We start from the raw sequence: 24,764 nt of genomic DNA, 5'->3' as shown, positions 1-24,764 counted from the left end.
TACAGGTTGAAAGGGGGTTGGCAATCTACGACATGAGTGGCGCAAACGAAATTACTGGCTCAGTGCCCTGCTGCGCTGCATTTTCAGCAACTGACCGATCAGAACCATCACCACAGCGCCCAGCAGCACAGGAGTGATCAGAAACGACCAGCTTTGTCCGGTCAGCATAATCAGCAACGGATTTGCTCCGGCTGGTGGATGAGTTGTTTTTGTCACCAGCATTACAGACACCGCAAGGCCGGATGCCACCGCCAGCGTCAAAGGGGTTACTCCGACGAAATTCACGAACAACACACCAATCAATGCCGTGAGCAAATGGCCGAATATCACATTCTTCGGCTGCGCCAGTGGGCTGTCTGGCACACCAAACACCAGGACTGCGGTCGCACCGAAAGGCGCCATCAACCACAACCCTGACGTGGTCATGCTATCTGCCAACGACAGTAACCCAATCGCGACCGCAGCGCCCAAACCCGAGATCAGTGCAAAACCATATTGATTCATTTATTTCTCCTTTGAATAGCTCAGGTAGACCGATCTGTCTACCTTGCAAACAGAGTAGACAAGTCGGTCTACCTGTGTCAACATCTTTTCAACGCAAGAGGAATCGTGATGAGCCAGACACCTGATAATCAAAAACCTGTGCATCAAACATCTGTGAGTCAAATATCTGTGAAGCAGGCATCCACAAAGCCAGATAAAAAACAGCTGCTGATTGAAACCGCCCTGACCCTGTTTTACCGTCAGGGCATTCATGCGGTCGGGATCAATGAGGTTCTGAAAGTTTCAGGGGTGGCGAAGAAAACGCTCTACAGCCATTTCGCCAGCAAAGATGAACTGGTCCTTGCCGCACTGGCAGCGCGCGATGACATTTTCATGGCTTGGCTGGCTCAACTGCTGTCACCGGCTCAGGACGACGCCGAACGCATCACTCGCCTGTTCAATGGCCTCAGTGACTGGTTCCACAACCGTGTCCCGGCGCTCAGTCCGTTTCGCGGCTGCTTTTTCATCAACACCTCGGCAGAATTCAGCGAAGAAAATGCTGCCATCATCGCCTATTGCCGAGACCACAAACACAAAGTCAGGGCTTTAATCCAACAACATCTGTCGTGTCAGGACGAAGCGTTGCTGGATACCGTCTGTCTGATGAAAGAAGGCGCAATTGTGTCGGCATTTGTTGAGAAAGATCTGGATGCTGCAGAGAAGTGTGTAGAGGTTCTGATGAATTTACTCCACAAGACCCATTAAACATGTGGGCGTTTATCAAGCCGATTCTTGATGACGGTTTTGACCTTGTCGTATGGAAATCTGCCAAACAGCCAGCGAACAGGCTGGCTGTGTCAGCGCTGTGATTTCAGTTTCCCTCGTTTACAGCTTCCTGAATCGTGTAAAGTTTGCCGCCACTAAAGCTCCAGTCGTCCGGGTTTGTAAACTGAACCACCACCATCACATCGTCCTGAGAGATCCCTGTCCTTTCAGAGATTCTTTGTGAAAGCACCTGATAAAAACGCGCTTTCATTTCCTTCTCTCTCGGCTTTCCTGCGGTAATTAAAAATAAAATGTAGTTCGATGTTCTTTTACCAGACAAATAGGTCTCGTCAAATATCAATCGGCCTTCTGGGTATTCATCAATGACCTGAAAGCGATCCTTCGGGGGGACATTGAATTCATCGACAAGTGTTTGGTGCAGCGTATCTGAAATGATTTTCAGCGCTTCTTCAGATCGACCGGTCTGAACCATAATTCTGGAAAAAGGCATTATTCATCTCCATCATTCAATGTTTGCAAAGCGGTTACCGCACTGGGCCAGCCGACATAAAAGGCAAGATGTGTAAATACTTCAACGATATCTTCTTCAGTCAGTCCATTTTCCCGGGCAAAATTGATATGCCAGCGTAACTGTTCGTATTTGTTCATTGCCACCAGAGCACTCACCGTAATCAAGCTACGTTCCCTGAATGTCAGTGCTTCTCGCTGCCAGAGATCGCCAAATAATGTATTCGTTGTTAGCTCTGCCAGTTTCGGTGCGATTTTACCTAATGAGTCTTTATCCAGCGTCTTCCCCACGTGTTTCTCCTTTGGTTCAATTCAATCATTGCATGTTTTCAGAACATGACTGCGATTGTTACCGAACCAAAAGCCTTATAAAATCAAAACATTCTGAAGCAATCTTCCCGAAAAGCAGGAATATGATGAAGCGCCCTGAATCAATCGATTTAGATGCATTGAGAACGTTCGTCGTCGGTATCGACTTAGGCAACTTTACGCTCGCAGCCAGTCGACTCTGCCGATCGACTTCAGCAGTCAGCGCACAATTGAAAAAACTGGAGCAGCAATGTGGGGTCAAACTCCTGTCTAAAAGTGGCAGAAATTTGCGGTTAACCGAATCAGGTGAGTTATTGTTGAGCTACGGAAAGAAGTTGTTGTCAATCAATGATGAAGCGCTTCAGGCGATTCAGCAGCAAACCATTCATGGGGCTGTCAGTATTGGATTACAAGAAGATTTCAGTGAGCGATTACTGCCCAACTTATTAGGTCGAATCGCCAGAAGCTTCCCCAACATTCAGATTTATGCGCAATGTGGCCGAAACAACACGCTCAAAGAAGAGAGCCTTCGCAATAAAATTGACTTTGCTCTATGTTGGGAAAATCCGCTCGAAATGAATCAGGACCGACTCATTACGGAAGTCCCTCAGCATTGGATTGCCAGCCCATCTTTTGATCTGGCATCCCATCTGAATTCGGGGAAACCTCTCCCGCTGATTTTATTAGACGCACCATGTATTATTCGTGATGCCGCGATAAAGGCATTAGACCAAGAGAATATTCCCTGGAAAATTGCCGTCTCCGGAGGCAGCCTCTCCGGTATCTGGGCAGCAGTCAATGCCGGTCTTGGTCTCACCGTCCGTGCAGATTTAAGCATCCCAAGTTCATTAGCCATCATTCATCATCAGCTCCCCCAATTACCGACAATCGGATTATCGTTGCTGGAATCATCACTGAAAAAAGAAAAATCACAGACACTCATCAAAGAACTCCTTCTTGATGAATTGCAACGCGATATGCTTCCGTTTTCGTGATGATGCAAAGAAGAACGGCTCCAGAAAGCCAATACAGCCCAGATTCCATGAAACTATGTTACTGATTTCGATAGTATCCAGTGCTGGTTCCATCAATCGATTGAAGCATCCTTCCAAGCTCTGCCCGCCCTCATTTTTCCGTCTTATCATGCAACTTTGCGCTTACCCACAGATATGCAACCCCAAACGCATCACTTCGTGAAACGTGATTCGTATCTGCCTATGATGTACGGCAATTTACGGCACGTGACTTGATTGTCAGGGGCGGTAGCGTGTTTGTGTGAACATCACTGGTACATTGAGCACTGTTTTTTGTGGAGGCTTACAGGATGTCGTTCATCATTCCACAAAAACAGTTGTACAGAATCGGGACTATCGTGTGTCGCTTTTTCGATTCCGAATCACAGGCCGCTGATTTTCGATGCGATGAGTAGAAATCGGGAAACTCTGAACAGAACAGTTACGTGCGGAGGTGAGATATACGACAGGGTTATACGACATTATGTCGTTTAATAAAATGTTAGCTAAAAAGGAATGAAAATGGAAAAGCAGTACTTTGATTTTTTAGAGCTTGAAGGTGAATATATCTGGGCTGTTGATAACGAGTCTGGTCGTAAGGCTCCGTTAAACATAACTTGTACAGCTTACACCTTATCTTCATCTGAAGACATTGAACTTGAAGTTCAACAAGCCTCAGGAGGGTGGTGGTACTTAAGAAAAAAATTTAAAACAGAAAATGAAGTAAAAAAATACATAGCCGATATTGATAAAATGCTTAATGAACTCGATAATCGAAAATGGGCTTAACTATTAAAAGTATTATTGTGCCATAGCGCCTATTAAGATCACTTTGAGGTTTTAGCTAACAATAAATTTAAGAGTGATTCACAACGCTTGGCGCTCTCATTTCAAGTTGAGTTTTGTGTTTAAGGCGCAATGGCTTAGGTAAGATGTCAGCGTTGTTCACACCTTAATTTGGCTACATGGACTCCCCCGGTTGTCAACAACAGTGTCAGGCTATATAAGGTTTGGGACTGCCGCTCTACATTCGGTCTGTTTATTGGCATTGATGCCATGACACTGCGCGGTTGCGGTTCCTCATTCGTTAGAGGGCATCAAATGTGCCCGCCGCATGATCAGGTTTTCCCGCAAAAGGTCTGAACCTTACATCATCATTGGCTGTTGCAATGACCCGGTGAAGTAAGTGACTCCGCTGCACAAAATGTGCTGTTTTTTATATCAGCTCCAAGAAACTCAGTGCGAAACAGCTGCATGATGTCACCCGAGCGCATTGGGGAATTAAATCGATGCACTGGCAGCTGAACGTCAATTTTAAAGAAGACGAATACCGAATTCGGGTGGATGATCGCGCCGAAGCATTTTCAAGGATCAGGCAGTTCTGTTTGAATCTGCTGAAACAAGAAAGCAGTTTTAAAGGAGAGATCCAACGCAAATGAATGGAGTGTGCGATGGATATCAGCTATTTAAGTCAGGTGCAGTGATCCCTTGCATGATGGGGATTTCGTGCGGATTCCGTGGTTAAGGACCAAAAAAATAGAGCCACATTGCTTCGCGGCTGATGGCAGCGTTAGAATTTTTTGATAACACAGAAGAAAAGTGAAATATGAGATCTGAGTTTGATTATATAACTGATATGCTAAAAGACTTTTTTGAACAGAAACATATTAAGGACAGGCTAAATGTCATTGACTTAATGGACATCACCGGATGGGAAGTTTGGTTCCAAATAGAGTTTTCATACTTTCTTTCTATTCATGAATCAGAACCTGAATGGCATCGTGAACTTTCATTTTCAGTAGATGCAAGAAAGGAAAAAATAAAGCATCATGTAAAGCCTGACTTTTTAATTAGAAAAAAAGGTTGGGCACTTGAAAAATATGCTGCATTAGAAGTCAAGTTACATCGTTCACCAGTTTCCTGTGTTTCTAATGTTCTATCTGATTTTGATAAGGTTAGAAAAATAAAACGTTCAGAGATAGACTTAAGGTCATACTGGGGACTCGGTATATGTAAGGAACATGACGTTGTATACATAGAAGATATAATTCAAGAAAAGGCTCATGATAGAGACTATCATATTCGTCCAAGTCGAAGAGTTGTTTCAATTATTGACAACACACCTTTTTCTTATTTCATAATTTAATAAAAATTTCTAATAAGTACCGGGAAAAATACCCTAGAAAAATTTATTCTGGACGAAGCGCGTTGAAAGATGGGCAACATCAACACAAATCGCCATGGCATCACTAAGATCGTTTTAGCCCCGGTTCTGAAAGGCACGACATACTTTGATGCCATGATTTTCGGTATGTGCCCAAGCTTCGCAAACTCTCGGACCCAATCATAAGAAGCGTCGCAGGCTTCCATACCGATGATAGTAAACGTCGAGAGGGGATTTGATCGCGATATTATTCAGTGGATCAATAGCTTGCCTTCATGATTCTCACCGTAGATACTAAAGCCCTGTTTGGCCAAATCAATGCGATAAACAAATGATGACATGGTGGCCTCTAAGGACTTCGTGTTCAGACTGATCAAGTTTGGCAAAGTCTGGTAAGGAAGAATCCATGTCGTTCGTTTTGTGAATAGTGATAAAGGAGAATTTTGAATGATGGAGACCAATGTTTTTGATCGCACGAGTACAGGCGAGCGCGAAATAAGCGCAAGGCTGTATAACCTGACAATAGGTGCCGTGTTGTGTTGGGGCTTTTTGGTTAACTGGCTCATGGTCGATAATATCCCTGTTGAGTTGATAACTTCTATCAATCCCTGGGTCTTTTTGATCGGCTATTTTGTAAGTTGCCTCCTCGGCGTTTTTTTATTTAGTGCTTCATCAAACCCATTGGTTAGTTTTGCAGGTTATAACTTAGTCGTTGTTCCTTTTGGGCTCATCATCAACATGGCCGTATCAAATTATGACCCATCGTTGGTTCTGGACGCGTTGAAGGTGACGGGACTAGTGACCGGCATCATGATGCTGCTTGGTACAATGTTTCCAGCTTTCTTCCAAAGAATCGCTGGCGTGTTGTCGATTGCATTATTAGCCGTCGTTGCTGTTGAGCTCTTTCAAATATTCATACTTGGTATTCACCAAGAGTGGTTAGACTGGGCGGTTGTTATCATATTCTGTGGTTACATTGGTTATGATTGGGGGAAAGCAAATCGAATCCCAAAAACTTTAGACAATGCAGTAGATAGCGCAGCAGCACTCTACATGGATATCATTAACCTATTTTTGAGAATTCTTCGTATTATGGGTCGAAAATAGAATCCACATCACACAGATAAGTCTTCTCAGTGTCAAAGGTAAGCGAACTCATTGGCTGCGTAGCAGCCAATTTATCTGAACAACCAAGTCATCTTGATAATCCTCGCCGGGGATACTGAAGCTGTGTTTGCTTCAATCAAAACCATAAAAAGACGGTGACATGGTGGCTTCCAAGAGTTTTTCAGGCTTTCCTGGTGGGGTAAAGCTGAATGGAGGGAAGCCCATGTCATTCGTTTACATTCAAGTGAGATCGATGAAATATTTTATATTGTTACTAATTTCTCTATCGTTTCAATCTTTTGCTCTCGAGCAAAGAGCATTTATTCCAGAAAAGACAAAAAAAAATGGCTATGTCGAACCATTTAAGATGTTCGATGATGTGTATTACGTTGGAGACAAATGGGTTTCCTCATATTTAATCACAACATCAAGTGGACTTGTTCTCATTGATACTTTAGAAAGCCCATACGGACGCTGGATCCCAGACAGTATCAAGAAACTTGGACTAGACCCAAACGATCTAAAATACATCATCATTACCCATGGGCATTCAGATCATATAGGCGCTGCAGAGTATATACAGCGCAATTATGGTAGTCAGATCATCATATCTTACGAGGATTTTCTTCTGGCCAAATCTACGTCGAAAGAATCCACAGGTAACAATCATTTTATTCCACCCAAAGTAGATAGCTTCACGAAAGATAAAGATGAATTAATCGTTGGAAACAAGCGATTTAAATTTTATTCGACGCCAGGTCATACCGAAGGATGTCTTTCAATCGACTTTTTCGTGAAGAACAAAGGCATTGATCATAGAGCATTTATTGTTGGCGGGAATGGCACCAATTTTAATGGTCTGGATTTGGCTGAAAAATATGTTCAAAGTGTAGAAAAGATTCGGAATATTTCACGAACATCGCCAGAAGTCGAAGTCAATTTGGCAAGTCATCCTCATATGGCTCAGATTTTTGAGCGAAAATCTAAATACTCTGAGGAAATGAATCCATTCATCGATAAAAATGGGTTCCAAGAATTTCTGGATGTACTTGAAGTACGTGGCACCAAGAAGTTGCTGAAAGAACAAACTCAATAATGAAAATAAATCAGTCAACTTCGAGCCTGTGGCGCACGCCGCACTATCAAGTTTCCGAAATAGGTCTGAACCTTACTTTATCATTGGCTATTACAATGACTCAGTGAAGCAATCCACTCCAATGAATAAATAGACTCAGTATTATATTGGTTGATACTGAAGCTGTGTTTGGCTCAATCAATCCTATAAACAGATAGTGACAGGATGGACTCCAAGGATTCTAGCATCAGGCATTAGCCAATGCAGAAAAACCTGATATAAGGGAGTCCATTTCATTTGTCATTTGTCATTTGTCATTTGTCATTTGTTATACCTTGATGAGGAAATATGAAATTTTATCGTGCTGAACAATATCAAGCGTCTTGTAAAGAGCTGTTTCTTCATTACAGGCGTGAAATACAAAAGTTGCTCCCTGAAGCAAGCGTTGAACATGTGGGTGCATCATCAATTCCCATGGCTGTATCAAAAGGCGATCTGGATATTTTCATCGGTGTAAAGGCTATTGAACTAGAGAATGCAGTCCAATTACTGATAACTTTAGGCTTTCAAGAAAAAGTCGACACATTAAGAACTTCGGAACTCTGCATGTTGGAATCAACATCAAATGATAATGTCGCACTTCAAGTTGTCGCCAATGGGTCAGAATTTGAGTGTTTTTTGGCTTTTCGCGATAAATTACGAGCCAATCCTTCGCTAGTCCAACAGTACAATGAACTCAAAATGTCTTGTAAAGGTTTGCCTCAAGAAAAATACCGCAAAAAAAAGTCAGTTTTTGTCGAGCATGTGCTGGCACAGGAATAGCACAACGACTTTATCGTTGATCACTAAAATCCGACTGATTTTTCTTTCTATCAGACACAATTGCGCAGCATCAAATTGGGGATGATAGCCACCGTCCTGACACAGGTAACGATGACGGGTGGTATATATACCAAAGCTTCAATAACTTTTCTGTATGACTGTCTTCAGATCAACGAGCCTGTGGCGCACGCCGCGCTATCAGGTTTCCGAAAAAGGTCTGAACCTTACTTTATCATTGGCTATTACAATGACTCAGTGAAGCAATCCACTCCGCTGAAAAAATAGGCTCAGTATTATATTAGTTGATACTGAAGCTGTGTTTGGCTCAATCAATCCCGTCAAGACCCCCCCCTGGATTTGTCCCAATGTGGCAAAGCCTGATAAGGTAAGGGAACCTGTGTCATTCGTGAATAACATCTTCCAAATAGGGAACTCATATGGAAAGTAAAAGAATTCAATTAGTTCCACCATCATTGAAATATACTGAGTCAATGCTTGTTGCCATTCATGAGAGTAAATCCGATTTATCACAGTTTTTACCTTGGGTTTCTGAATCATTCACAGAAAATAAACTCAGAAGTAATATCAAAGAGGCTATAGAAAATTTTACTCTTTTCACGGGTGAGTTTTGGTTTAATCTCATTGAAAAAGAAACTGGACTCTTTATCGGTGCTGTCGGTTTTATTGTTAGAGATAAATCGGTTCCCTATTTTGAAATAGGTTACTGGTTACAAACATCAAAAACTGACAAAGGTTATATCACCGAAGCCGTTAAACTTATTGAAGAATATGCTTTCAAGGAAAAGCATGCTCAACGGTTAGAAATAAAAATGGCCAAATCAAACTTAAAGAGTCAGGCTGTCGCAAAGCGTTGTGGTTTTCAACTTGAAGCATGCTTAACCAATGCACGACGTTTACCATCGGGTGAATTAGACAGCACGGTCGTTTATGCAAAAGTGTGCTCATAACAAAACGGCTATAACGTTTATCACTAAAATCCGGATGATCCTCACCGTGAACACTGAAACTCTGTCTGGCTCAATCAATGTCATACGCAATTTGTGCCATGGTAACCGTCAAAGCGCTTGCCACACTCAAAGTGATAGAATTGTATCACTTGAGTATTCTATGAGAGCATCTCTCATGAAAGTAGAACTCGCAACAGCACTAAAGCGTCAAACGACTAAGATCCTAGCCGACCTTCACGAAACAAAAGAGCCAGTGTTGATGACCGAACACGGTAAACCATCTGCTTATCTGATTGATGTCGATGATTATGAGTTGATGCAAAACCGCTTCACCATACTTGGAGGTATTGCGCGTGGTGAGCGTACAGTCGCTGATGGCAAAGCAGTCAGTCATGAAGAAACCAAACTGTCAGAATGGCTGAAATAATCTGGATTGAGCCAGCGTTATCGGATCTCAACGATGTTGCTGAATATATGGCACTAAAAAAATGTAATCGCTGCAAGCAGCTCATCCAAACGATGTTTGCGAAAGTGGAGCGTTTAGCCTCCCCCACCATAATTCACTGGCATCAAAAGCTGAACTTGTCTTGACACTGATCAGAATTGGACGGAGAAACCGCCCAATTCTGTCTCATAACGACAATGAACTGCCCGTGACTCTCAGGTAAATCATCTTGTCATCATCACCGCCGATCACCACCGACTCATCGTCTTGTAACAACACGGTCGAGGTAATTTCCCGTTGAGACGTGCCCTGTTCATTGCTGCTTGCATAACGAATATGAACCAAATTCTGGCCTTTTGATACCTGCAACTTCCCTGAAATACGGCGTGTCAGGTGATTCTCTGTTTGCGTCTCATCAAACTCACCATTTTGGTTGACGGCGGCCGTCACCGAAAAATCATCGGAGCTAACCACAACGCCGGCTTGTTCCTTTCTTTGTTCGATTTGTTGTTCAGCAGCGCACCCCTGAATCAGAGCCGATCCGGTAAGTGCTAAACTCAACAAGAAAGCTTTCTTCATTTTTATTTCCATTCAACAAAACACTACACGGTGATGCAGCCGGGTTTCATCCAACAGATGCGATTGGATCACCCGACTGACAAGCGCAATGCCCACCGTAAATTCAACGGTGCTGAATATAACCGCTTGGACACCGTCATTTAAAGGCCGAATCTGCTCATACCCGCGCTTAATTCAAACTCAGCCCGCCATCGACCACCAGCGTATGGCCGACAATATAACTGGCTTTTTCTGATAATAAGAACAACACAGCATCTACAATTTCACTGGCATTGGCATAACGTTTTGCCGGAACGACGGCAGACACATCCGCACGGGTACCGGGGGCTTCGACTTCACGGGCTTCCCAGCGTGGTGTCCAGGTGACACCGGGAGCAACGGCGTTGATGCGAATGCCCTGCCCAATCACTTCCAGCGCAACGGAACGCGTGAGCCCTTCAATGGCATGTTTGGCTGCACTGTACATCGCAGCATTGGGGGTTGGACGTAACCCATTGACCGAGCTGAGATTGACGATGGCACCGCCTTCGCCCATCAGCCGAAGTTCCTGCTGCAGACACAAAGCCTGCGCCCAGAAATCTTGTTGAAGCGTATCCTGTAATGCGACCGATACAACTTCTGCAAACTGTCCGCGGGAAGCCAGCGCCGGGGACGCATTGTTGACCGCAACATCCAGTTTGCCATACTGTTCACTGATGTCACTGAACAGACGATACAACTGGGCCTCATCACTGATATCCGCCTGATGGTAATCCACAGCAGCCAGCTCTGGATAGCGTTCGACCTGCTGCTGCCAGACGTCTTCCCGTCTGGAACAGGTAATCACCTGATAATTTTCCGCAACCAAACGCCGTACCGTTTCCAGCCCGATCCCTTGACTTCCGCCTGTCACCAGCGCAACTTTCATGTGACCTCCTTGTTTATCAATACTTTTCAGTCAGACAAATAATATTCAACGGTTGAAACTACTCTGACTTTCTTCATGTGTGGATTATTTTTGTCCCGGGCGGTAATGGAAAACTGCCCTTGGGACGCTTTTCGGATTTTCCCCAGAGAACTGTCTGAATCAGCCGCAAATTTCTGTGCGACTTCGCGGGCATTGCGGGTCGCTTCCTCAATCATGTCCGGCTTGATGTCGTTCAAACGGGTAAACAAATATTCTGTCTGAGTTTGGTAAGCATCTCCAGTAAAAACAATGCCCTGCTTACCCAATTCAGATAACGACCCCATGACAGCACGCACAGTTTCAATGTCACTGGAGTACACCGTCACTGTCTGAAGTGCAGTATAACGATACACAACCTGAGTCTCATTGCCATATTGCTGGGCTGATTTATCGGTAATCGCTGGGGTCGACACCGAAATTTCGCTGGCACCAATGCCATTGCTGCGAAGATAAGCGCGTATCTGTGATGACTGGCTATCCAGCATCTGATACAGCTCCCCCAAATCATTGCTGGCGATATTGAACTGAATCGGCCAGATCACAATATCTGCCGGATATTCCCGCTCCGACAGCCCTTTCACGGTCACACTGCGATCAAGCTGTTTATAATTCATCGCAGCCTGGCCGAGCAAGAAACCCAGAAAGACCAATCCCAGTAAAATGCCGCCCGCCAGCAGCGCGAAACCCATTCTGTCTTGTTGTTGTGGCATACCCCCTCCCTGACTGAAAAGTAAATTGTCTGAACGCAGTGGCTTTTTGCCTCACGTAGAAGAAATATAGGCAGAAATGATTGATCGTGAAGGGAAAATAACAAAAAACGCAGCCGAAGCTGCGTTTTTCAACTCAAAGGCAGTGAGTCTCAGAATCAGGCGTAAGCCAGCGTAAAGCGGCGGTTCAGGTGCGCCGGAGATTCCAGCTCATCAATCATCGCTTTCGCGTAATCTTCAACAGAAATCTGGCTGTTGCCGCTGGCATCGGTCACTAGCTGATCAGTGCCTAACTTGTACTGGCCGGTGCGCTCACCCGGGGCAATCATGGCCGCCGGAGAAAGCATGGTCCAGTTGACGTTCTGCTGCGCACGTAACTGATTCAGCGCGTATCGTGCGCCTTCCGCAGTCGCTTTATATTCAGCCGGAAACGCAGGCGTATCAATCAGCTGCACGCCCGGTGCGACTTCCAGAGAACCGGCACCGCCAACGACCATCAGACGCTTCACATCCGCGGAAGTTGCTGCCGCCAGAATACTGTCGAACCCTGTTGCAAAGTAACCGCCGACATCGGTCTGCGCGTGGCCTGAGAATGCACTCAGCACGGCATCAAATCCTTTCAGTTGCTCTGTCAGTGCATCGGTATCCTGCACGTCTGCTTTGATCACAGTCAGACCCGGCTGTGTTGCCAGTCGCTCCGGACGACTCACCAGAGCTGTCACTCGATGACCACGGCTCAGCGCTTCTTCACGCAAGGCTGAACCAATAAAACCGCTGGCACCAATAATCGCAATATTCATGTTGTTGTCCTCATTTCTTTCTTATAGATAGATACTGTGTTGAGCTGATGAACATATTGTGCGATCAATCATTGATTTGAAAAACAGCCCATTCGATAATTCACTGTTATTAAATTCATAACAGTGAAGCCATGAACAAAGCACTCGATCTGAATACCCTGCCGATCTTCATTGCCACCGTGGAGGCCGGTTCTTTCACCGCTGCAGCCGATAAGCTGGGGTGTACCAAAACCAAAATCAGTCTGAATATCAAAGCGCTGGAAAAGCATCTGGGTGCGGTACTATTCAACCGCACAACCCGACAGGTGACACTGACCGATGCAGGTCATCAGCTTTATCTGGCCTGTCAGCCGCTGCTGGCAAAGCTGGGGGAAACACTCAGCGAAGCCGGTACCAGCGCACAGGCTTTGTCCGGCACATTGCGGATTACGGCACCGGTTGATCACATGGCGCTGTTACTCGCCCCTGCGGCTGCCGCATTTGGCAAACGCCACCCGGGACTCACGGTTGAGCTTCGAAGTGGCGATAAAGTATCGGATATGGTGCGGGAAGGGATTGATCTGTCGATCCGTATGGGCTGGCTGAAAGACTCCAGCCTGCGCGCCCAGAAACTGGGCGAGTTCGAACAGCGGGTCATGGCCTCAGCCGGCTATTTGCAGGAAATAGGGACACCGAAGCATCCCAGTGAACTGAAACATCACCCGTGGATAGAATTTTCTCCGCTGCCGAGCGCACTGACCTGGACCTTTGAAAAAGCCGGTGAACGAGTTCAGGTTCAGATGCAGAGCAGTTTCCGGGTCGACAATACCAGCGCGATGCGCAGCCTGATCAAAAGCAATGCCGGGTTATCCGTCATTGCCACCCATTTAGGCGAAGATGAGCCCGATCTGGTGCCACTGTTTTCCGACTGGCAGTTGCCCCGGGGCGGGATCTACGCCGTGTTTCCGCCCGGCGCATTTATTCCCGCCAAAGTCAGAGCGTTTGTTGATTTTTACCGGCAGTGGCTCACGGAACAGACAGCAGATACAGAGAACAGGCCGTAAGCAAGCTGGCAGGCACTGCCAGCCTGTGGCAAAAATGCGGGTTTAAATTCCTTCAGCCCCCAGCGATTTGACCGTCTTGATCCACTCTTCACGCTCTGATGCTGTGGACAGAATCACCGAGCCGAGCAGCGTGGTTTCAGCAGGAGCCACGCCGCAAAACTGCAACGTAAAGCGATCGAGCTGCGCAAGGACTGGCTGGGCCTGCACCTGAAGCATCTCCGGCGGTGCATCCATCGTCAGCATGATCCGGGCCGTTTTCCCCTGTAACAACGGCACCGGTTCCGGGTTATCTGCTTCAAACTGAAATGCAACCCCCGGTAAAATAGCCCGATCAATCAGTCCTTTGAATTTTGCGGGCAGCCCGCCCCACCAGACCGGTGAAACAATCACCAGGTGATCGGCCCATTTCAGTTGCTGCTGAAAGTCTTGCAGACAGGGTTCCAGTGGCTGAATGGCGTCGTAGCCTTGATCCAGACTTGGCTGAAAAGCCATTTCCGGCAAATCAAAACGCCGGACGTCAAAGCGTACCCGGGCTTCAATCTGATAATGATCAGCAAGCAAACGGGCAAAGCTCTCTGTTTTCGGATTGGCGTTCAGTAACAGGATGTTTTTCGACATGATTTCCTCTCGTGTTTCAAGAATCAATCATGAGTCTACCGTCTGCCCTATAGGGCAGAGTCAAGTGTTCTGAAGAGACGTTTTCGGGCAATCATTCATGGACTGAAGACATTGCTCCACCTGCTGAATCTTCTGTGTCAGTAACACCTGCTCAGCGAGCAGTGTCTCCCTGACCTCCAGTAGGAAACGATGGATCCGTCCCCAGTCGGCCTCGCCCTGATGATAATGAATCACCCCTTTCAGACGGTTCAGGGTCACGCCCAGTTGCTTGGCTTCCGCGATCAGCCGCAACACCTCAATATCGGTATCGGTGTACACCCGATACCGTCCCTGCCTTGGCGGGGTGCGAATCAATCCCATGTCTTCATAAAGCCGGATGGCTTTAACCGACAACCCGGTCTGTTTTGAGACTTCGCCGATGTACATACTCACCTCTCAAACACTTAAGCTTGCTGGCTTCAAACATATAAAAAGCAGGCTGTTTTTACAGACAACCTGCATTTCATGTCATCCTTTTTCAAAGAAAAACCGACCAGATTGATGATTCAATTTCTTCATCCCGAGGTTCTAAATATGCCTGCAGCAACTGCCACGCTTCAGCGTCGTTCACGACATCCAATCCCCATGCTGCGACTGTGCCATCCTGCTGTAACGCGAGGAATTTATCCTCAGCCGCTTTCAGCAGAATTGTCCGGCTCAGCGCCCCGGTAGCTGACGAGAGATCACCGCCACCAAATTGGTCTCCCCAAGCAACCAGACTGCCATCAGCCCGCACCGCTGCAAAGGCACACGTAGTTGCTTCAACCTGCACAATATCCGTGATGCCAGCAGTCGCGTTGTTTGTTCCGCCACAATTATCAAATCCCCAACTAACGACGGAACCATCTTCTTTCAAGGCAGTGAACGCATTCGCGTTTGGCACAATGGTTTTTATCTGAGTCAGTTGATGACTAACCGATGTGCTATTACCGCCCAAGCGCTCTGACCCCCAAACCTTCACATTTCCTGATTCAGTCAGGGCAACATAAGCGCCCCAGGTTGAAAATATTTCTTTCGCCCCAGGGATGCTTTGTCTCCGCACATCTCGCAGATCTGAGTAGGTATCAGCCCCCCAGGAAATCACAGCGCCATCTTTTTTAATGGCAATAAAATCTGTTCCATTATCATAAGTATCCGGAAAATGAGTTCTGTTCGAAAAAACATTCAGGATATTTTCCAATTCATCACGAAACGACTTCGTATACCCGCCATAATTCAACTCTCCCCAAGTCACAACGGTGTTATCTGCTTTGATTACTGCGAAAGAGCGCTCATTTTCGATGATCATTTCTACATCGGTCAGGTCCGCCTGAACTTGGTTACTGTCACCCGCATCACCGCCTCCCCAGGCAACAACCGTTTTATCATTTTTCAACGCTGCAAAAGCATATTTAGCGCCATAAATCGATTCAACATCAACCAGTTGTGTCTGAACGTCAGCGCTGTCACCTCCGGAATAATGATCGCCCCAAGTCACGACACTGCCATCACCTTGAATCACAGCAAATCCGCCCCCTTGATTTGAATGGAATGATTTCGCATGATAAATCGGTGCCATATCAGAAGGCATGGCAGAGCGCTGCCAAGTAATCAATTTCCCTGTCGTGTCTTGTGCAGCAAGGCCATAATCACTTTCAAATACTTTTTCGATCCCATCATGGGTATCAATCTGGCCGTACGCCCAGGTCACCAACTCACCATTGGATTTCAAAAATGCAACATCGCCAAAATTGTTAGAGAAGATCTTTTCCACCAGAACTGGCTGATAAATCACAAAGTCTGACTTTGCTTTTCCTTCAACCTGGTACTGCATCTCTAAACGGGCCTTTACGCCATATTCATCCGAACTGAGTGTATAACGCTGACCTTGAATTTCTTTATCAGAAACCAACTGACCATCCACAAAGACACTATCTCCCCAGATACCATTACGGTTCATATCCAGCATCCAGGTATATTGAATCTGCTCACAGTCATTGCAACGAGAATTTGCAGAGACCGTATTTCCAACCCTTAATTCACCTTGTTTTTCCAATGCAACCAAACCCGGCTTAGGATGACCACTCTCTGAGCCACAGCCAACTAATCCCAGCCCAATGAAACAGGCAGAAAGAAAGGTTAATTTTGTTTTCATTTTTCTTGATTGATAATTCCAGACACAATGCGAGACATTGTTCATATGGATATTGAAAAATCAATTTATTTTTCATTGACTTCCTGAATCGTGTACTGGACTAGCCATCATGCCACAACCCGAGTTGTTTCAGGCGCTTGTATACCGTATTGCGGCTCACACCCATCGCTTCAGCGGTTTTACTGACGTTCCGGCCCAGCGCCCGGTAAACTTTCGGCAAAGCCGTCTGCCAGTCTTCTTCCAGCAATTCGGGTTCGATGCCCTCCTGTTCACGGACGATGCCTTTCAGATCCCAGAAGAAATCATCCGGCAAGTGTTCAGTACCAATCGGCTTGTCACCAGCAAGCGCAATCGCCACGCGCAACACGTTATGGAGCTGGCGGATATTGCCCGGCCACAGGTGAGATGCGAACAGCTGCATCACGTCAGCACTGACCGCAACCGGCACGCCGTCTTCCGTCAGCTCAGTCAATACGCTTTGCACGACAGAAGTCAGATCCTGACGATCCCGAAGTGCTGGCAGCGTCACCGTCAGGCCATTAATGCGGTAATACAAATCTTCCCTGAATTCCCTGAGCCGGATGGCATCCCGTAACGACTGGTGCGTGGCACAGACCAGCCGGAAATCGACCGGATAGCTCTCACTGCTCCCCAGCGGTGTCACGCGCTTTTCCTGAAGCACCCGTAACAATCTTGCCTGAGTCGATAACGGCATATCGCCAATTTCATCCAGAAAAAGCGTGCCCCGATCGGCACGGCGGATCAGGCCCAAACTGCCTTTCTGACTTGCGCCGGTAAATGCGCCTTTCACGTAGCCAAACAGTTCAGATTCCACCAGCTCGGACGGAATCGCCGCACAGTTCACAGCCACCATGTCGGCATCTGCTCGCGAAGACGACGCATGCAGGGCGCGGACAAACACCTCTTTCCCCACTCCGGTTTCTCCGAGGATCAGCACTGGAATATCGCTGTCGGCAACTTTCTGTGCCAGCGTCACCGCTTTCGCCATGTGCTTATCCCCGGTATCCAGCGCAGTCAGTAAGCGTTCACCTTGCTGCGGTTTCGTCTTTTCTTGCAATACTGCATCTGCACCTACAGCACGTTCAGTGAAAGGTTGCGTCGGTGATTTGATTCGGGCAAATAAGGGAATCGACACCAAGCCGTTCAGGGTCAGCACACGAGCTGGATCAGCCGCTTTCATCTCCGACAGCGGCAGACCCGCCACCATGTCCAAGGTGATCCCGGCCAGCGACTGACCCAGCAGCAAATCTGCCCGGCGGTTGGCCGCCACAATTTGTCCCTGATGATCAAACACCAGCAATCCGGCCCAGGGGCTGTCGAGGTTATCCGGGCTGGTATTCAGCACACACTGCCAGAAGTACGGGCCATATGCCGCCTCGATCAGATGATTTTCAATCGCCTGCGACATTACCTTCACCATGCCGTGGATCTGTGTGGTCGGCAGGTAAGCATCGCTGGCAATACTGAGAATCCCCACCAGCTGACGATGCGGATCAAACACAGGGGCCGCCGAGCCACTCATCTGCCGGTTCTGCACCAGAAAGTGCTCATCCCGGCGAATATCGACGATCTCCCGGGTGTGCAGCGCAAGACCAATCGCCGTGGTGCCAATCACCCGCTCCTGCCAGCAACTCCCCGGTTCAAACAGCGCAGCCGGCATCTGCTGCATAAAAGGTGGATGTCCCCAGTGCGCCAGCAGGTCACCATCCTGATCGGTCAACAACACCAGACTGTTCGCGTTTGCCAGCATGCTTTGATAACCCGGCAGGACTTTCTCCCGGGTGACAGTCAACATCACATCCGCCTGCGCCAGTTTCTGCTGCCACCGGGGTTCATCCGGCCTTGCAATCACGGGTGTATCCCGGCTGATCAGGCCGTAATCCCGGCAACGCTGCCAGGACTCAGCAATCAGAGATTCGTGGTTCTGCTTTTCTTTTGTTTCTTGTGTTTCGTTCGTCATATCACAACCTGTCACTGACTGTTTGTCACTGGCAATGACCCCTGTCATCTGCTGACTGAACGCTCAACACTGTTCACACGCCGTTCACAATCAACAGTGTCATTTCGGGTCAGTCCGGTCGGGTTCAACCAAGAAAGAAATGAAGTGCATGAAAAATCAGGCAGATAACGCCTGGCTCAATTGTTAAATAATTGTGGCACATTTTTCGCCTGTTGCTGTGCAGGATAAATGACGGAGCCCGCAGCAAGATGTCGCTGAAACTGGAGAATATTTCCCGGAAAGTCGATGGCGAGTACTGGATTAAAGATGCCAGCCTGGAACTGGAACCGGGCTCTTTCAATGTGCTGCTGGGCAGAACGCTGGCAGGCAAAACCAGCCTGATGCGTCTGATGGCCGGGCTGGACAGACCCAGTCAGGGGAGAATTTACTTCAACGGTCAGGATGTCACCGGCATTCCCGTGCGTGAACGCAATATCTCGATGGTGTATCAGCAATTCATCAACTACCCCAATATGACGGTCTACGACAACATCGCTTCCCCCTTAAAACTGGAAAAATTACCCAAGGCACACATCGATGAACGGGTCATGCAGACAGCCCGGATGCTGCACATTGAAGATTATCTGAAACGTTACCCGCTTGAGCTTTCCGGCGGACAACAGCAGCGCACCGCCATGGCCCGGGCACTGGTCAAGAATGCCGATATCATTCTGTTCGACGAGCCTTTAGTAAACCTTGATTACAAGTTGCGGGAAGAATTGCGGCAGGAAATGCGCGCGCTGTTCGCGGCCCGCAACACCATCGCGGTTTACGCCACCACAGAGCCCAATGAAGCGCTGGCGCTGGGCGGTAATGTGGTGCTGATGCATGAAGGGGAGATCATTCAGTCCGGTCAGACCCCGCGGGTCTATCACAACCCGGCCACCGTCGCCTGCGCTGAGCTGTTTGGCGAGCCACCGATTAACCTGATCGCAGGTACAGTCAGCCAGCATACCGTGTCCTTTTCAGACCATATCCATTTCGCCCTGAATGACGATCTGGGCGATCTGCCGCCCGGCAACTATGTGTTTGGCATTCGCCCCAACCACCTGACACTGGTGCCGAACCGCGACGATGATTTAGAACTGGCTGTCGATGTTGAGCTGGCAGAAATCAGTGGCAGCGAAACCTTTCTGCACGTGTCCAACCGTGAACTGACTTTGGTACTGCACTTGCCGGGCGTCCATGAATACACAGTCGATGCCCGAATCAACATCTATGTGCCCACCCACAAACTCTATGTGTTTTCGCAGGACAGACAGCTGATTCAGGCTGCCCGTTCCGGCTGGGAGATCCGCTGATGGCTGAAATCCGTCTTGAATCGCTGGCACACAGTTATGCCCCTCATCCCACCCGTGACAGCGACTACGCGATCCGGCGGATGGATCATGTCTGGGAAGACGGAGGCGCCTATGCGTTGCTCGGCCCGTCCGGTTGCGGCAAAAGTACCATGCTGAACATTATTTCCGGCCTGCTGACCCCTTCTGAAGGGGCAGTGAAGTTCAATGGCGAAGTCGTCAATGAACTGGCCCCGCAGGAGCGGAACATTGCGCAGGTATTCCAGTTTCCGGTGATCTACGACACCATGACGGTGTTCGATAACCTCGCCTTTCCGCTGCGTAACATGAAAACACCGGAAGCCAAAATCCGCAGCAAAGTGAAAGAAATTGCTGAGATTCTTGAACTGACACCGTTACTGAATAAAAAAGCACGCAACCTCAATGCCGATGAGAAACAGAAAGTGTCCATGGGGCGCGGGCTAGTCCGGGATGATGTCTCCGCCATTCTGTTCGATGAACCCCTGACGGTCATCGACCCCCAGCTGAAATGGAAACTGCGCCGGAAACTCAAACAAATTCATGAGCAGTTCAATCTCACCATGGTTTACGTCACCCATGATCAGCTCGAAGCCGCCACTTTTGCCGACAAAATTGCTGTGATGTACGACGGCAACATCGTGCAGTTCGGCACCCCACGTGAACTGTTCGAGCGCCCGAATCATACCTTTGTCGGCTATTTCATTGGCAGCCCGGGCATGAACCTGCTGACGGTTGAGCGGGGGCCGTCTCCGCAGCATCTCAACTTCAACGGGCTGAAAATTCCCGTGTCGGCCAGCCAGCAAGCGGCGCTGAGTCAGATACAGCCGGCCCTGCTTCAGTTCGGGATCCGCCCTGAATTTGTACAGATCTGGGACACGCAGCGCGACGACAGTTTTCCCGTAACCGTGACGCATACCGAAGATCTCGGCACCTATAAAATTGTCACCGTGTTGCTGGCAGAGACCCCGCTCAAAATCCGTCTGGCAGAAGGGGCGCCAGTCCCGGACCGTGCAGCCTGGGTCAGTTTTCCGGGCCAGTGGCTCAAACTCTATGCCGATGACTATCTGATTGGCGAAAGCGCTTTCGAAAGTTCTTTCGAAAAACCTCCCGAAAGCAGTGACAAAAATAATCCCGGAGGCGACGATGCAACATAAAACCGAAAACAACAAAGCGTGGTGGCTGGTTGTCCCGGTCTTTTTACTGGTCGCTTTCTCTGCCATCGTGCCGCTGATGACGGTGGTGAACTACTCCATTCAGGATATTTTCGACCTGAATACCACCTATTTCGTCGGCACCGAATGGTACAAAGAAATCCTCAATGATTCCCGGTTGCATGATTCCCTGCTGCGCCAGTTTATCTATTCTGCCTGTGTGCTGCTGATTGAAATACCGCTGGGGATTCTGGTGGCGCTCACCATGCCCAGCAAGGGGATGAAAGCCTCACTGGTACTCATCATTCTCGCGATCCCGTTGCTGATTCCCTGGAATGTGGTTGGCACCATCTGGCAGATTTTCGGCCGGGCGGATATCGGGCTGCTGGGCTGGTTCCTGAGCAGTATTGGCGTGGACTACAACTACGCGTCAAACCCGCTTGATGCCTGGGTCACGGTGCTGGTGATGGATGTCTGGCACTGGACTTCGCTGGTCGCCCTGCTCTGTTATTCCGGCTTACGCGCCATTCCCGACGTGTATTATCAGGCCGCCAAAATTGACCGCGCCTCCAACTGGGCCGTTTTCCGCTATATCCAGTTACCGAAGCTGAAAAACGTCCTGCTGATCGGCGTGCTGCTGCGCTTTATGGACAGCTTCATGATCTATACCGAGCCCTTCGTCCTCACCGGCGGAGGCCCCGGCAACGCCACCACGTTCCTGTCGCAGGCACTGACCAAAATGGCCGTCGGCCAGTTCGATATTGGCCCGGCAGCGGCATTCTCCATCATTTATTTCCTGATCATCCTGCTGGTGTGCTGGCTGTTCTATACCTCGATGACCCTGATGGACAAGGAAAAATAAGATGGATCAGGAGAAATAACATGCAAACCCGGAAAACCCTCGGATTACTGCTCTATATCCTTTTTCTGCTGCTGCCGATTTACTGGCTGCTGATGATGTCGTTCAAAACCAATGAGGAGATCCTCGGCGGGCTGTCATTCTGGCCGCAGGAATTCACTTTCGCCAATTATGCGGTGATCTTCACCGATCCGTCCTGGTACAGCGGCTATCTCAACTCGCTGACCTACGTTTCGATGAATACGGTGATTTCCCTGCTGGTGGCATTGCCAGCCGCCTATGCTTTTTCGCGCTACCGATTCATTGGCGACAAACACATGTTCTTCTGGCTGCTGACCAACCGCATGGCACCGCCTGCGGTGTTCCTGCTGCCTTTTTTCCAGCTCTATTCTTCTGTGGGCCTGTTTGATACGCATATCGCTGTCGCGCTCGCCCACTGCCTGTTCAACGTCCCGCTGGCGGTGTGGATTCTGGAAGGGTTCATGTCTGGCGTGCCGAAAGAAATTGATGAAACCGCCTACATCGACGGCTACAGCTTTCCGCGTTTTTTTATCCGGATCTTCGTGCCGATGATCCGCTCCGGCATTGGCGTAACCGCTTTCTTCTGCTTCATGTTCAGCTGGGTCGAGCTGTTGCTGGCCCGGACCCTGACCTCGGTGAACGCCAAGCCCATTGTCGCCACCATGACCCGCACCGTCAGTGCATCCGGCATTGACTGGGGCGTGCTGGCAGCCGCCGGAGTCCTGACCATTCTTCCCGGACTGCTGGTGATCTGGTTTGTACGCAACCATGTCGCCAAAGGCTTTGCACTGGGCCGGGTGTAACAGACGTCAACAAGGAGACGATCATGAAGTGGATGGCCTGGACACTGCCCAGTGCACTGTTTTTTATCACCATCGCCGGCATTTTACTGACGATGACTCTCTATGAAATCCGTAAACCCTGCACCGAACGCAAAGGCTTTCTGCCGATCAGTACCACCCGGGGCGATCGCCTGTTTATCGGCCTGCTCAGCAGCGCCTACATCCACCTGCTCTTTATTGGCATAACCGACCTGTCCATCTGGATACCGTTCACGCTATCCGTGTTGTGGCTCGCGATTGTGCTTCGTTGGGGTTAAGACAAAACAAAGGAGTTCAATCATGAACCGGAAACACCCTGTACCGAAACCCACCACGCTCGGGCTGATAATAACCCTGCTGCTGTCCCCGGCAGTCTTGGCTGACCCGTACAGCGATGCCGCAAAGAAATGGGTCGACGATGAATTTGCGCAGTCGTCACTCAGTAAAGATGAACAGATGAAAGAAATGGCCTGGTTTACCGAAGCGGCCAAACCGTTTCGGGGTATGGAAATCAAAGTGGTGTCGGAAACCATCACCACCCATGAATATGAATCGAAAGTGCTGACCAAAGCCTTTGAAGAAATCACCGGCATCAAAGTCACCCACGATCTGATTCAGGAAGGGGATGTGGTAGAAAAACTGCAAACTGAGATGCAGTCCAACCGCAGTATTTATGATGCCTACATTAACGACTCCGACCTGATCGGCACCCACTTCCGCTATGGCAAGGTTATCCCCATCAGCGATTACATCACCGGTGAAGGAAAAGACGTCACCCTGCCGACCCTGGATCTGGATGATTTCATCGGCCTGAGTTTCACCACCGGTCCGGACGGCAAAGTTTACCAGCTTCCCGACCAGCAATTTGCCAACCTGTACTGGTTCCGGGCCGACTGGTTTGAGCGCAAAGATTTGCAGAAACAGTTTCAAGACCTTTACGGTTATGAACTGGGTGTTCCGGTCAACTGGTCTGCCTACGAAGACATCGCAGAATTCTTTACGGATCATGTAAAAACAATCGACGGCCAGCGCGTGTACGGCCACATGGACTACGGCAAGAAAGACCCGTCATTAGGCTGGCGATTCACCGACGCTTGGTTCTCAATGGCCGGTGCCGGTGATAAAGGACTGCCGAACGGCAAACCTGTTGATGAATGGGGCATTCGCGTCGAAGGCTGTCGTCCGGTCGGTTCCAGCGTTGAACGGGGTGGTGCAACCAACGGCCCGGCAGCCGTTTACGCCACCACCAAATATGTCGACTGGTTACGCAAGTACGCGCCACCGGAAGCACAGGGCATGACCTTCTCTGAAGCGGGTCCGGTTCCGGCACAAGGGAATATCGCGCAGCAAATTTTCTGGTACACCGCGTTTACGGCCGATATGACCAAGCCGGGACTGGCTGTCGTCAACCCGGACGGCACGCCGAAATGGCGGATGGCACCTTCACCCAAAGGCCCGTACTGGGAAGAAGGGATGAAACTGGGCTATCAGGATGCCGGTTCCTGGACGCTGATGAAGTCCACCGATCCCATGCGCCGCAAAGCCGCCTGGCTGTACGCGCAGTTCACCGTCTCGAAAACCGTGTCGCTGAAGAAGACGCTGGTTGGCCTGACGCCGATTCGTGAGTCAGACATCAACACCGACATCATGACCCAGGCTGCGCCGAAACTGGGCGGTCTGGTTGAGTTTTACCGCAGCCCGGCCCGGGTTCAGTGGACCCCCACCGGGACCAACGTGCCGGATTATCCGAAACTGGCGCAACTCTGGTGGCAGTATATTGCGGAAGCTGCCAACGGCGAGAAAACGCCTCAGCAGGCACTGGACGGCCTGGCAAAAGCACAGGATCGCGTGTTACAACGTCTGGAACGTGCTGATGTACAAGGGGAGTGCGGGCCAAAACTCAACAAGCCCAGAGATGCCAAATACTGGCTCTCGCAACCCGGCGCACCCAAAGCCAAACTGGCGAACGAGAAACCCAAAGGCGTCACCATTCAGTATGCAGAACTGCTGAAGTCCTGGCAGCAGTAA

The 24,764-nt window shown here is 48.8% G+C and carries 27 protein-coding genes and 2 pseudogenes; 18 read left to right on the top strand and 11 right to left on the bottom strand.

Going from position 1 to position 24,764, the window contains the following annotated elements:
* Positions 1–51: 51 nt before the first annotated feature.
* Positions 52–504 (bottom strand): HPP family protein, encoded by a 453-nt coding sequence (locus EA58_RS00330; RefSeq protein ID WP_036747552.1) that lies wholly within the window; start codon positions 502–504, stop codon positions 52–54.
* Positions 505–612: 108 nt separating this feature from the next.
* Between EA58_RS00330 and EA58_RS00325 the strand changes: the two genes are divergently transcribed.
* Positions 613–1,248: a TetR/AcrR family transcriptional regulator gene (locus EA58_RS00325; protein WP_081819502.1), complete on the top strand. Its 636-nt coding sequence runs from the start codon at positions 613–615 to the stop codon at positions 1,246–1,248.
* A gap of 106 nt (positions 1,249–1,354) precedes the next feature.
* Here the strand turns inward: EA58_RS00325 and EA58_RS00320 are convergent, their stop codons facing one another.
* Together EA58_RS00320 and EA58_RS00315 are read right to left on the bottom strand one after the other, a co-directional pair.
* Complete coding sequence (locus EA58_RS00320; protein WP_036747550.1) at positions 1,355–1,759, bottom strand: tautomerase family protein; 405 nt, start codon at positions 1,757–1,759, stop codon at positions 1,355–1,357.
* On the bottom strand, positions 1,759–2,067 hold the full coding sequence (locus EA58_RS00315) for a carboxymuconolactone decarboxylase family protein (protein ID WP_036747548.1): 309 nt from the start codon (positions 2,065–2,067) through the stop codon (positions 1,759–1,761). The genes EA58_RS00320 and EA58_RS00315 overlap by 1 nt, the downstream gene beginning before the upstream one ends.
* Before the next feature lie 32 nt (positions 2,068–2,099).
* On the opposite strand from EA58_RS00315, the gene EA58_RS00310 reads away from it, so the two are divergent.
* The 10 genes and pseudogenes from EA58_RS00310 to EA58_RS21920 all read left to right on the top strand — a co-directional run.
* Positions 2,100–3,080, top strand: coding sequence for a LysR family transcriptional regulator (locus EA58_RS00310; protein ID WP_161781003.1), 981 nt, complete (start codon positions 2,100–2,102; stop codon positions 3,078–3,080).
* Between the two features lie 540 nt (positions 3,081–3,620).
* The gene (locus EA58_RS00305; RefSeq protein WP_036747544.1) at positions 3,621–3,887 is read left to right on the top strand and encodes a hypothetical protein; all 267 of its coding nucleotides are present in this window, start codon (positions 3,621–3,623) and stop codon (positions 3,885–3,887) included.
* 425 nt (positions 3,888–4,312) lie between these two features.
* Positions 4,313–4,537: pseudogene (locus EA58_RS21925) on the top strand (ISAs1 family transposase); the annotation flags it as partial.
* A gap of 167 nt (positions 4,538–4,704) precedes the next feature.
* Positions 4,705–5,244: a hypothetical protein gene (locus EA58_RS00295; RefSeq protein ID WP_036747540.1), complete on the top strand. Its 540-nt coding sequence runs from the start codon at positions 4,705–4,707 to the stop codon at positions 5,242–5,244.
* Between the two features lie 465 nt (positions 5,245–5,709).
* On the top strand, positions 5,710–6,369 hold the full coding sequence (locus tag EA58_RS00290) for a Bax inhibitor-1 family protein (protein WP_036747538.1): 660 nt from the start codon (positions 5,710–5,712) through the stop codon (positions 6,367–6,369).
* Positions 6,370–6,529: 160 nt separating this feature from the next.
* On the top strand, positions 6,530–7,465 hold the full coding sequence (locus tag EA58_RS00285; protein ID WP_200872132.1) for an MBL fold metallo-hydrolase: 936 nt from the start codon (positions 6,530–6,532) through the stop codon (positions 7,463–7,465).
* Positions 7,466–7,792: 327 nt separating this feature from the next.
* A complete protein-coding gene (locus EA58_RS00280; protein ID WP_036747537.1) occupies positions 7,793–8,266 on the top strand; it encodes a GrpB family protein in 474 nt (157 codons plus the stop codon).
* 437 nt (positions 8,267–8,703) lie between these two features.
* A complete protein-coding gene (locus EA58_RS00270) occupies positions 8,704–9,234 on the top strand; it encodes a GNAT family N-acetyltransferase (RefSeq protein ID WP_036747535.1) in 531 nt (176 codons plus the stop codon).
* 175 nt (positions 9,235–9,409) lie between these two features.
* The gene (locus EA58_RS00265) at positions 9,410–9,661 is read left to right on the top strand and encodes a type II toxin-antitoxin system Phd/YefM family antitoxin (protein WP_036747534.1); all 252 of its coding nucleotides are present in this window, start codon (positions 9,410–9,412) and stop codon (positions 9,659–9,661) included.
* A pseudogene (locus EA58_RS21920) lies at positions 9,649–9,777 on the top strand (type II toxin-antitoxin system RelE/ParE family toxin); the annotation flags it as partial. The gene EA58_RS00265 and the pseudogene EA58_RS21920, both read left to right, overlap by 13 nt.
* 88 nt (positions 9,778–9,865) lie before the next feature.
* On the opposite strand, the gene EA58_RS00255 reads toward EA58_RS21920, so the two are convergent.
* From EA58_RS00255 to EA58_RS00240, 4 genes are all read right to left on the bottom strand, one after another.
* A complete protein-coding gene (locus tag EA58_RS00255; protein ID WP_036747533.1) occupies positions 9,866–10,258 on the bottom strand; it encodes a hypothetical protein in 393 nt (130 codons plus the stop codon).
* A 169-nt stretch (positions 10,259–10,427) separates the two neighbouring features.
* Positions 10,428–11,165: an SDR family NAD(P)-dependent oxidoreductase gene (locus tag EA58_RS00250; RefSeq protein WP_036747532.1), complete on the bottom strand. Its 738-nt coding sequence runs from the start codon at positions 11,163–11,165 to the stop codon at positions 10,428–10,430.
* Between the two features lie 26 nt (positions 11,166–11,191).
* Positions 11,192–11,914 carry an SIMPL domain-containing protein gene (locus tag EA58_RS00245; protein ID WP_036747531.1) on the bottom strand — a complete coding sequence of 241 codons (723 nt, stop codon included), beginning with the start codon at positions 11,912–11,914 and terminating at the stop codon, positions 11,192–11,194.
* Positions 11,915–12,069: 155 nt separating this feature from the next.
* Positions 12,070–12,711 carry an NAD(P)-dependent oxidoreductase gene (locus EA58_RS00240; protein WP_036747530.1) on the bottom strand — a complete coding sequence of 214 codons (642 nt, stop codon included), beginning with the start codon at positions 12,709–12,711 and terminating at the stop codon, positions 12,070–12,072.
* A gap of 131 nt (positions 12,712–12,842) precedes the next feature.
* Here EA58_RS00240 and EA58_RS00235 point away from each other — a divergent pair, with 131 nt between their 5' ends.
* Entirely contained in the window at positions 12,843–13,754 is a 912-nt protein-coding gene (locus tag EA58_RS00235) for a LysR family transcriptional regulator (protein ID WP_036747529.1), read from the top strand.
* Positions 13,755–13,796: 42 nt separating this feature from the next.
* Here EA58_RS00235 and EA58_RS00230 read toward each other — a convergent pair whose 3' ends face one another.
* From EA58_RS00230 to EA58_RS00215, 4 genes are all read right to left on the bottom strand, one after another.
* Positions 13,797–14,372: an NAD(P)H-dependent oxidoreductase gene (locus EA58_RS00230; protein ID WP_036747526.1), complete on the bottom strand. Its 576-nt coding sequence runs from the start codon at positions 14,370–14,372 to the stop codon at positions 13,797–13,799.
* Positions 14,373–14,432: 60 nt separating this feature from the next.
* Positions 14,433–14,798 carry a MerR family transcriptional regulator gene (locus EA58_RS00225; RefSeq protein WP_036747523.1) on the bottom strand — a complete coding sequence of 122 codons (366 nt, stop codon included), beginning with the start codon at positions 14,796–14,798 and terminating at the stop codon, positions 14,433–14,435.
* Between the two features lie 91 nt (positions 14,799–14,889).
* Positions 14,890–16,545, bottom strand: a complete 1,656-nt coding sequence (locus EA58_RS00220) for an RCC1 domain-containing protein (RefSeq protein ID WP_036747519.1) — start codon at positions 16,543–16,545, stop codon at positions 14,890–14,892.
* Positions 16,546–16,645: 100 nt separating this feature from the next.
* Positions 16,646–18,526, bottom strand: a complete 1,881-nt coding sequence (locus EA58_RS00215; protein ID WP_051641798.1) for a sigma-54-dependent Fis family transcriptional regulator — start codon at positions 18,524–18,526, stop codon at positions 16,646–16,648.
* A 248-nt stretch (positions 18,527–18,774) separates the two neighbouring features.
* Here EA58_RS00215 and EA58_RS00210 point away from each other — a divergent pair, with 248 nt between their 5' ends.
* Genes EA58_RS00210 through EA58_RS00185 form a run of 6 tightly spaced genes read left to right on the top strand, consistent with a single transcriptional unit; the run spans position 18,775 to position 24,764 of the window.
* Positions 18,775–19,866 (top strand): ABC transporter ATP-binding protein, encoded by a 1,092-nt coding sequence (locus EA58_RS00210; protein ID WP_036747518.1) that lies wholly within the window; start codon positions 18,775–18,777, stop codon positions 19,864–19,866.
* Complete coding sequence (locus EA58_RS00205) at positions 19,866–21,038, top strand: ABC transporter ATP-binding protein (protein WP_036747516.1); 1,173 nt, start codon at positions 19,866–19,868, stop codon at positions 21,036–21,038. The genes EA58_RS00210 and EA58_RS00205 overlap by 1 nt, the downstream gene beginning before the upstream one ends.
* Entirely contained in the window at positions 21,028–21,897 is an 870-nt protein-coding gene (locus EA58_RS00200) for a carbohydrate ABC transporter permease (RefSeq protein ID WP_036747515.1), read from the top strand. Before EA58_RS00205 ends, EA58_RS00200 begins: the two co-directional genes overlap by 11 nt.
* 20 nt (positions 21,898–21,917) lie before the next feature.
* On the top strand, positions 21,918–22,718 hold the full coding sequence (locus tag EA58_RS00195) for a carbohydrate ABC transporter permease (protein WP_036747514.1): 801 nt from the start codon (positions 21,918–21,920) through the stop codon (positions 22,716–22,718).
* Positions 22,719–22,741: 23 nt separating this feature from the next.
* On the top strand, positions 22,742–23,014 hold the full coding sequence (locus EA58_RS00190) for a DUF2160 domain-containing protein (protein WP_036747512.1): 273 nt from the start codon (positions 22,742–22,744) through the stop codon (positions 23,012–23,014).
* A gap of 22 nt (positions 23,015–23,036) precedes the next feature.
* Positions 23,037–24,764, top strand: coding sequence for an ABC transporter substrate-binding protein (locus EA58_RS00185; protein ID WP_036747511.1), 1,728 nt, complete (start codon positions 23,037–23,039; stop codon positions 24,762–24,764).

It is taken from the genome of Photobacterium galatheae, from assembly GCF_000695255.1.
Taxonomy (GTDB): Bacteria; Pseudomonadota; Gammaproteobacteria; order Enterobacterales; family Vibrionaceae; genus Photobacterium; species Photobacterium galatheae.
This window is presented reverse-complemented; position numbering and strand designations above follow the sequence as displayed.

Excerpts from the sequence above, each read along its gene's own strand:
- EA58_RS00195 (WP_036747514.1), top strand. The coding sequence starts at position 21,918 with ATGCAAACCCGGAAAACCCTCGGATTACTGCTCTATATCCTTTTTCTG.
- EA58_RS00210 (WP_036747518.1), top strand. The coding sequence starts at position 18,775 with ATGTCGCTGAAACTGGAGAATATTTCCCGGAAAGTCGATGGCGAGTAC.
- EA58_RS00285 (WP_200872132.1), top strand. The coding sequence starts at position 6,530 with ATGGTGGCTTCCAAGAGTTTTTCAGGCTTTCCTGGTGGGGTAAAGCTG.
- EA58_RS00185 (WP_036747511.1), top strand. The coding sequence starts at position 23,037 with ATGAACCGGAAACACCCTGTACCGAAACCCACCACGCTCGGGCTGATA.
- EA58_RS00290 (WP_036747538.1), top strand. The coding sequence starts at position 5,710 with ATGATGGAGACCAATGTTTTTGATCGCACGAGTACAGGCGAGCGCGAA.
- EA58_RS00215 (WP_051641798.1), bottom strand. The coding sequence starts at position 18,526 with ATGACGAACGAAACACAAGAAACAAAAGAAAAGCAGAACCACGAATCT.
- EA58_RS00225 (WP_036747523.1), bottom strand. The coding sequence starts at position 14,798 with ATGTACATCGGCGAAGTCTCAAAACAGACCGGGTTGTCGGTTAAAGCC.
- EA58_RS00310 (WP_161781003.1), top strand. The coding sequence starts at position 2,100 with ATGTTTTCAGAACATGACTGCGATTGTTACCGAACCAAAAGCCTTATA.
- EA58_RS00255 (WP_036747533.1), bottom strand. The coding sequence starts at position 10,258 with ATGAAGAAAGCTTTCTTGTTGAGTTTAGCACTTACCGGATCGGCTCTG.
- EA58_RS00235 (WP_036747529.1), top strand. The coding sequence starts at position 12,843 with ATGAACAAAGCACTCGATCTGAATACCCTGCCGATCTTCATTGCCACC.
- EA58_RS00245 (WP_036747531.1), bottom strand. The coding sequence starts at position 11,914 with ATGCCACAACAACAAGACAGAATGGGTTTCGCGCTGCTGGCGGGCGGC.
- EA58_RS00205 (WP_036747516.1), top strand. The coding sequence starts at position 19,866 with ATGGCTGAAATCCGTCTTGAATCGCTGGCACACAGTTATGCCCCTCAT.
- EA58_RS00330 (WP_036747552.1), bottom strand. The coding sequence starts at position 504 with ATGAATCAATATGGTTTTGCACTGATCTCGGGTTTGGGCGCTGCGGTC.
- EA58_RS00240 (WP_036747530.1), bottom strand. The coding sequence starts at position 12,711 with ATGAATATTGCGATTATTGGTGCCAGCGGTTTTATTGGTTCAGCCTTG.
- EA58_RS00200 (WP_036747515.1), top strand. The coding sequence starts at position 21,028 with ATGCAACATAAAACCGAAAACAACAAAGCGTGGTGGCTGGTTGTCCCG.
- EA58_RS00295 (WP_036747540.1), top strand. The coding sequence starts at position 4,705 with ATGAGATCTGAGTTTGATTATATAACTGATATGCTAAAAGACTTTTTT.
- EA58_RS00250 (WP_036747532.1), bottom strand. The coding sequence starts at position 11,165 with ATGAAAGTTGCGCTGGTGACAGGCGGAAGTCAAGGGATCGGGCTGGAA.
- EA58_RS00230 (WP_036747526.1), bottom strand. The coding sequence starts at position 14,372 with ATGTCGAAAAACATCCTGTTACTGAACGCCAATCCGAAAACAGAGAGC.
- EA58_RS00265 (WP_036747534.1), top strand. The coding sequence starts at position 9,410 with ATGAAAGTAGAACTCGCAACAGCACTAAAGCGTCAAACGACTAAGATC.
- EA58_RS00220 (WP_036747519.1), bottom strand. The coding sequence starts at position 16,545 with ATGAAAACAAAATTAACCTTTCTTTCTGCCTGTTTCATTGGGCTGGGA.
- EA58_RS00320 (WP_036747550.1), bottom strand. The coding sequence starts at position 1,759 with ATGCCTTTTTCCAGAATTATGGTTCAGACCGGTCGATCTGAAGAAGCG.
- EA58_RS00325 (WP_081819502.1), top strand. The coding sequence starts at position 613 with ATGAGCCAGACACCTGATAATCAAAAACCTGTGCATCAAACATCTGTG.
- EA58_RS00270 (WP_036747535.1), top strand. The coding sequence starts at position 8,704 with ATGGAAAGTAAAAGAATTCAATTAGTTCCACCATCATTGAAATATACT.
- EA58_RS00280 (WP_036747537.1), top strand. The coding sequence starts at position 7,793 with ATGAAATTTTATCGTGCTGAACAATATCAAGCGTCTTGTAAAGAGCTG.
- EA58_RS00305 (WP_036747544.1), top strand. The coding sequence starts at position 3,621 with ATGGAAAAGCAGTACTTTGATTTTTTAGAGCTTGAAGGTGAATATATC.
- EA58_RS00190 (WP_036747512.1), top strand. The coding sequence starts at position 22,742 with ATGAAGTGGATGGCCTGGACACTGCCCAGTGCACTGTTTTTTATCACC.